The 5,148-nt window shown below is 76.2% G+C and carries 5 protein-coding genes and 1 pseudogene; 3 read left to right on the top strand and 3 right to left on the bottom strand.

The window, feature by feature from the left end; translation table 11 throughout:
* Both ACFQ11_RS37035 and ACFQ11_RS37030 read right to left on the bottom strand, forming a co-directional pair.
* Window positions 1–399: pseudogene (locus ACFQ11_RS37035) on the bottom strand (hypothetical protein); the annotation flags it as partial.
* Window positions 396–926, bottom strand: coding sequence for a hypothetical protein (locus tag ACFQ11_RS37030; protein WP_378307519.1), 531 nt, complete (start codon window positions 924–926; stop codon window positions 396–398). The gene ACFQ11_RS37030 and the pseudogene ACFQ11_RS37035, both read right to left, overlap by 4 nt.
* Before the next feature lie 169 nt (window positions 927–1,095).
* Between ACFQ11_RS37030 and ACFQ11_RS37025 the strand changes: the two genes are divergently transcribed.
* Window positions 1,096–1,752 (top strand): response regulator transcription factor, encoded by a 657-nt coding sequence (locus tag ACFQ11_RS37025; protein WP_378307517.1) that lies wholly within the window; start codon window positions 1,096–1,098, stop codon window positions 1,750–1,752.
* A complete protein-coding gene (locus ACFQ11_RS37020) occupies window positions 1,749–3,023 on the top strand; it encodes a sensor histidine kinase (protein ID WP_378307515.1) in 1,275 nt (424 codons plus the stop codon). Before ACFQ11_RS37025 ends, ACFQ11_RS37020 begins: the two co-directional genes overlap by 4 nt.
* Here ACFQ11_RS37020 and ACFQ11_RS37015 read toward each other — a convergent pair.
* A complete protein-coding gene (locus ACFQ11_RS37015) occupies window positions 3,005–3,754 on the bottom strand; it encodes a helix-turn-helix domain-containing protein (protein WP_378307513.1) in 750 nt (249 codons plus the stop codon). The two genes, ACFQ11_RS37020 and ACFQ11_RS37015, sit on opposite strands and share 19 nt — an antisense overlap.
* A 286-nt stretch (window positions 3,755–4,040) precedes the next feature.
* Between ACFQ11_RS37015 and ACFQ11_RS37010 the strand changes: the two genes are divergently transcribed.
* On the top strand, window positions 4,041–5,148 hold a 1,108-nt coding region (locus ACFQ11_RS37010), incomplete at its 3' end, for an ATP-binding protein (RefSeq protein ID WP_378307511.1).

Below are 5,148 nucleotides of genomic sequence, written 5' to 3'. Positions count from 1 at the left end.
CGCGACGGCCGCCGCGACCAGCGCGACCCGCACCCACGGCCGGCGCCGCCGCGCCGTACCGTCCCGTCTGGCCTCCTTCCGCCCGGGCGCCGCACCCGCCTCCGAGGCGGCGGGACCCGTGCCAGACTCCGGCCCGGCGACCCGCGCGTCCGACTCCGCGGCCGTCCGCGCGGCCGTCCGCGCCCGCCGCCCCGCCTTCGCGTCCGGCTCCGGGCCGGCGGGGCGCACGTCCGAGTCCGAGGCGGCGGGACCCGCGCCAGACTCCGGCCCGACGTCCCGCGCGTCCGGCTGCGGGACGGCGGGGGGCGCGGCGGGTTCGTCGGTGTTCGGGGGCGGCGCGTCGCCCGGCGGGGAGGCCGGGCGGTCCGGACGGCCGCCGACCGCGGGGCCGCCCCTCACTGCGGCCCGCCCTTCCCGGCGCCCTGCAGCAGCTTCTGGCACTTCTGCTGCGCGGCCTCGAAGTCGGGGTCCTCACCGACCTCGGCGGTGATCCGGATGCCGCGCTGGTTCGGCTTCGGGTCGGGGAACGCCTCGACGCCGTTGTTCCGCATGCACTCGGCGTGCTCGCGGGCGCGCTCCTGGTCCTCGGCGCTGGGCGGCCGGCCGGCCTGCTCCATCGGGTTGAACTCGCGGCACGCCTCCTGGGCCTTCTCCATGGTGGCCTTGTCGACGCCCTTCGCGTTGATCCGCATGCCGCCGCCGGGCTTCGGGTCCTCCATCTGCACGCCGTTCTCGCGCATGCACTGGGCGAACTTCACGCCCATCTCCTCCGGGCCGAGGCTCGGCCCGGCATCGGCGCCGGCGGCGGCCTCGCCCCCGGCCGACGCCACGCCGGAGCCGTCCTCGCCGTCCCCTCCGCAGCCGGTCAGCGCCAGGGCGAAGGCCAGCGGCAGCGTCGCGAGCACGCCACGGGTCCGCAGTCGCATCTGTCTCGTCTCCTCGTTCCGCGACCGGATCGGTTCCGGCCGGACGAGAGGCGATGCAACCGGGCCGGGCGTTTCCCCGGCGTTTCCCGCGGCCCGGTCCCGGTTCCTTACGGAAAGGAAACGCGGCACCCAGCAGCATGACCGTGGTCCGACGAGCGGAGGGCGGCACATGCGGGTGCTGGTGGTGGAAGACGAACGGCTCCTCGCCGACGCGATCGCCGAGTGGCTGCGGGCCGAGGCGCACGCCGTCGACCTCGCCCACGACGGGACGTCCGCGCTCGAACGGGTGTACGTCAACGACTACGACGTGGTCGTCCTGGACCGGGACCTGCCGCGGACGCACGGCGACGACGTCTGCCGCGCGATGGTGCGGGCGGACGCGTCCGCGCGGGTGCTGATGCTGACCGCCGCGGCCGAGGTCACCGACCGGGTGGACGGGCTCGGCCTCGGCGCCGACGACTACCTCACCAAACCGTTCGCGTTCCCGGAGCTGGCGGCGCGGGTGCTGGCGCTCGGCCGCCGGTCGCGTCCGGCGGCGCCGCCCACGCTGCGGCGGGCCGGCATCGCGCTGGACCCGGCGCGCCGGGAGGTGTTCCGGGACAGCCGGTACGTGCCGCTCGCGAAGAAGGAGTTCGCGGTGCTCGCCGAGCTGCTGCGCGCCGACGGCGGCGTCGTGTCCGCCGAGCGGCTGCTGGAGAAGGCGTGGGACGAGCACACCGACCCGTTCACGGGCGCGGTGCGGCTCACGATCCTCAAGCTGCGGCGCAAGCTCGCCGATCCGCCGGTCATCGAGACGGTCAAGGGAGTGGGGTACCGGATCCCGTGAGGACGAGAACGAGGGCGAACGGAAAGCGGCACATCACGCTGCGGGCGCGGCTGACGCTGACGTACGGCGGCCTGTTCCTGCTCGCCGGGCTGACGCTCCTCGGCGTCACCTACGCGCTGTTCACCCAGGAGCTGTCCCGGCCGGCGGGAACCAGGTACCTCGCCAAGGTGACCGCCCCGCCGACGGCGAACGCGCAGAACGACGCCCAGGGGAACGGCCAGGGCGGCGCCCGGGGGAGCGAGGTGGTCGAGACGCCGTCGGACGACCGCGTCCACGTCGCCTTGGAGAAGCTGATGCGCGCCCAGGAGAAGGAGGTGCGCGACGCGGCCGTCACCTCCTTCATCACCCAGGGGTCGATCGCGCTGGTGGCCGTCGGCGGGGTCGCGGCCGGGCTCGGGTGGCTGATCGCGGGGCAGGTCCTCGCGCCACTGCACCGGGTCACCGAGACGGCGCGGCGGATCGCGGCGGCGCCCGCCGCGGACCGGGGCCTGCACGAGCGGATCGCGCTGCGGGGGCGGCGCGACGAGGTCAGGGAACTGGCCGACACGTTCGACACGATGATCGAGCGGCTCGACCGGTCGTTCGACGGGCAGCGCCGGTTCGTCGCGAACGCGTCGCACGAGCTGCGCACGCCGCTGACGGTGGGACGGGCGATGGTCGAGGTCGCGATGCACCGCGCGTCGGCGTCCCCGGACGTCCTCCGGCTGGGCGAGTCGCTGCTGCAGATCAACGCGCGGCACGAGCGGCTGATCGGCGGGCTGCTGCTGCTCGCCCGGTCGGAGAACGAGATCGTGAACCGGGCGCCGGTGGACCTGGCGGACGTCGTCGCGCACGTCGCGGAGCAGACGGCGGCCGAGGCGGCGGAGGCGGGCGTGACGGTCGGGGCGGACGCGGGCGAGGCCGTGACGGCGGGGGACGCGCTGCTGCTGGAACGGGTCGTCCAGAACCTCGTGGAGAACGGCATCCGGCACAACGCGGGCGCGGACGGCTGGGTGCGGGTCGCGTCGCGGACGGCGGGGCCGCGGGTGGTGGTGGAGGTCGCGAACTCGGGGCCGGCGGTGCCGCCGTACGAGGTGCCGGAGCTGTTCGAGCCGTTCCGGCGGCTCGACGCCGACCGGGTGGTGACCGCGAAGGGGGCGGGGCTGGGGCTGTCGATCGTCCAGTCGATCGTGCGGGCGCACGGGGGGACGGTGACGGCGCGGCCCCGGCCCGGCGGGGGCCTCGACGTCGCCGTCGCGCTGCCGGCCCGCCGTCAGCCCGTCCCGGTCTGACCGCGCCGCAGCTCGCGGGGGCTGACGCCGAACCGGCGGCGGAACGCGGTGCTCAGCGCCCCGGCGGAGGAGAACCCGGCGGCGTGCGCGAGGTCGGTGATCGACACGGCCCGGTCGGCGGGGTCGCGGAGCCGGTCGCGGACGAGCCGGAGGCGTTCCTCGCGGATGAGGGCGCGCGGCGTCGTCCCGGCCCGCTGGAGGGCGAGCTGGATCTGGCGGAGCGACCAGCCGAGCTCCTGCGCCATGACGCGCCCGGTGAGGCCGGGGTCGGTGGCGTGCGCCCGCACGTAGCGGCGCACGACCGTCTCGACCTCGGCGAGGTTCCCGGGCGCGGGCGGGCGTTGCGCGCGTCCCGCGACGGCCATGCGGAGCAGTTCGGCGATCCGGTCGCAGGCCGCGTCGAACTCGGCGACGCCGAGGGCGCCCGCCTCCGCGGCGACGGCCCGCGCCATGTCCGCGACGATCCGGCCGAGGCCGGACGACACGTCGACGAGGACGACGGCGCCGTGCGCGGCGGGCGGCAGCTCGCGCACCGGGATGGCCAGGGCCAGGACCCGCCCGGCCGGGCGGGCGGGATGCGCGGGCGGCAGCAGGGCCGCGGTTCCCGGGGGCAGGTCGGCGCCGTCGAGGGCGAGGGCGCCGCCGTCGGGGAGCAGGAGGCGGCCGGTGCCGCGCGGCACGGGGTCGTCTGGCCGGTACCGGACGATCCGGTAGGCGGCGCCGTCGCCCATCCGCGCCTCCGCCCGCACCCGCCGTTCACCCCTCGTACCGCCGCAGGTCAGGCTAGCGCGATCATTGCCGGGAACCGGGGGAAACTACCGGAAAGTAACTCTGATCCGGCGCACGGTGATCATTCGTGCGCGTGGCGGCGGGTTTTCTGCGCGCCCGCGCAAGCGTCCGGGCCCGGGGCGTCCTACGGTCACCAAATCGCGACATTTCATCACTGTCCGATACTCCACCCCGGCCCCGGGCGGCCCGCGCCCGCCGCGGCCGTTCCCCCTTGCGCACGAGGAACCGATGGAGCACATCCTGTGGGCGGCGGCCCTGGCCGCCGTGGCCGGCGTCGCCGCCGTCCTGCTGGCCCGGCAGCGCCGGTCGGCCGCCGGGCTCCGCGAACGCGCCGCCGAACTCGCGGACGCCGTCGAGCTGCGGGACAAGGAACTGGCGCATCTCGCGGCGGTGCGGCTGCCCGAGCTGCTGGAGTCGCTGCAGAACTCGGCCGTCCGGGTGAGCGGCCCGCTGCACCGGCGGCTGGACGCGCGGGCGCCCGGGTTCGCGCAGGACGTGCAGAAGGTCATGGACCTGTTCGGCGGGTCGGTCGAGCGGATCACCGAGCGCGCCGCCCTCGCGGGCCGGTCCGCGGGCCGCTCGATGATGCGCACCATGCAGAGCCTCGCCAACGAGCAGCAGCTCGCCATCTCCACCATGCAGGAGCGGCACGACGACCCCGACGTGCTCGAGGGGCTGCTGCGCATCGACCACATGAACGCGCAGATCGGCCGCCGCGCGCAGGCCATGGCGGTGCTGAGCGGGTCGTGGCCGGGCCAGCAGCGGTCGGCGTCCTCGCTGAGCGACGTGGTGCGCGGCGCGACCTCCCGCATCCGCGACTACCTGCGCGTCAACGTGCAGAACCCGGTGAACATGGCGGTCACCAGCCGGGCCGTGGAGCCGGTCGTGCTGACCGTCGCCGAGCTGCTGGACAACGCCGCCCGGCACTCCCGGCCCGACACCATGGTCGAGGTCAACTTCCAGACGACGCACAACGGCGTCGCCATCATGATCGACGACGCCGGGGTCGCGATGACGCCCGAGGAGCTGCAGCGGGCGGCCGAGCGGCTGTCCGGCGAGGTCCCGTCGGACGTGCAGTGGCTCGGCGACCCGCCGCAGGTCGGATTCGCCGTCGCGGGCGTGCTCGCCGCCCGGTACGGGTTCTCGGTGTCGGTCGACACCCGCTCCCCCTACGGCGGCGTCCGCGCGGTGGTGCTCATCCCGAACGCGCTGCTCACGCCCGTCCCGGACGGGCCGCGCGCCGGTGGCGCCGAGCGCGGGCCCGCCGCGTCCCGCCCGGCGGGCCCGGCGCCGTCCACGGACACCGGACGGGCGGGCGCGGTCACCGCGGGCGGGC

Origin of the sequence: Actinomadura sediminis, assembly GCF_042675525.1 — a bacterium.
In the GTDB taxonomy this organism is placed as follows: Bacteria; Actinomycetota; Actinomycetes; order Streptosporangiales; family Streptosporangiaceae; genus Spirillospora; species Spirillospora sediminis.
Note: the sequence above shows the minus strand (reverse complement) of the source record. Positions and strands in the feature narration are given on the sequence as shown.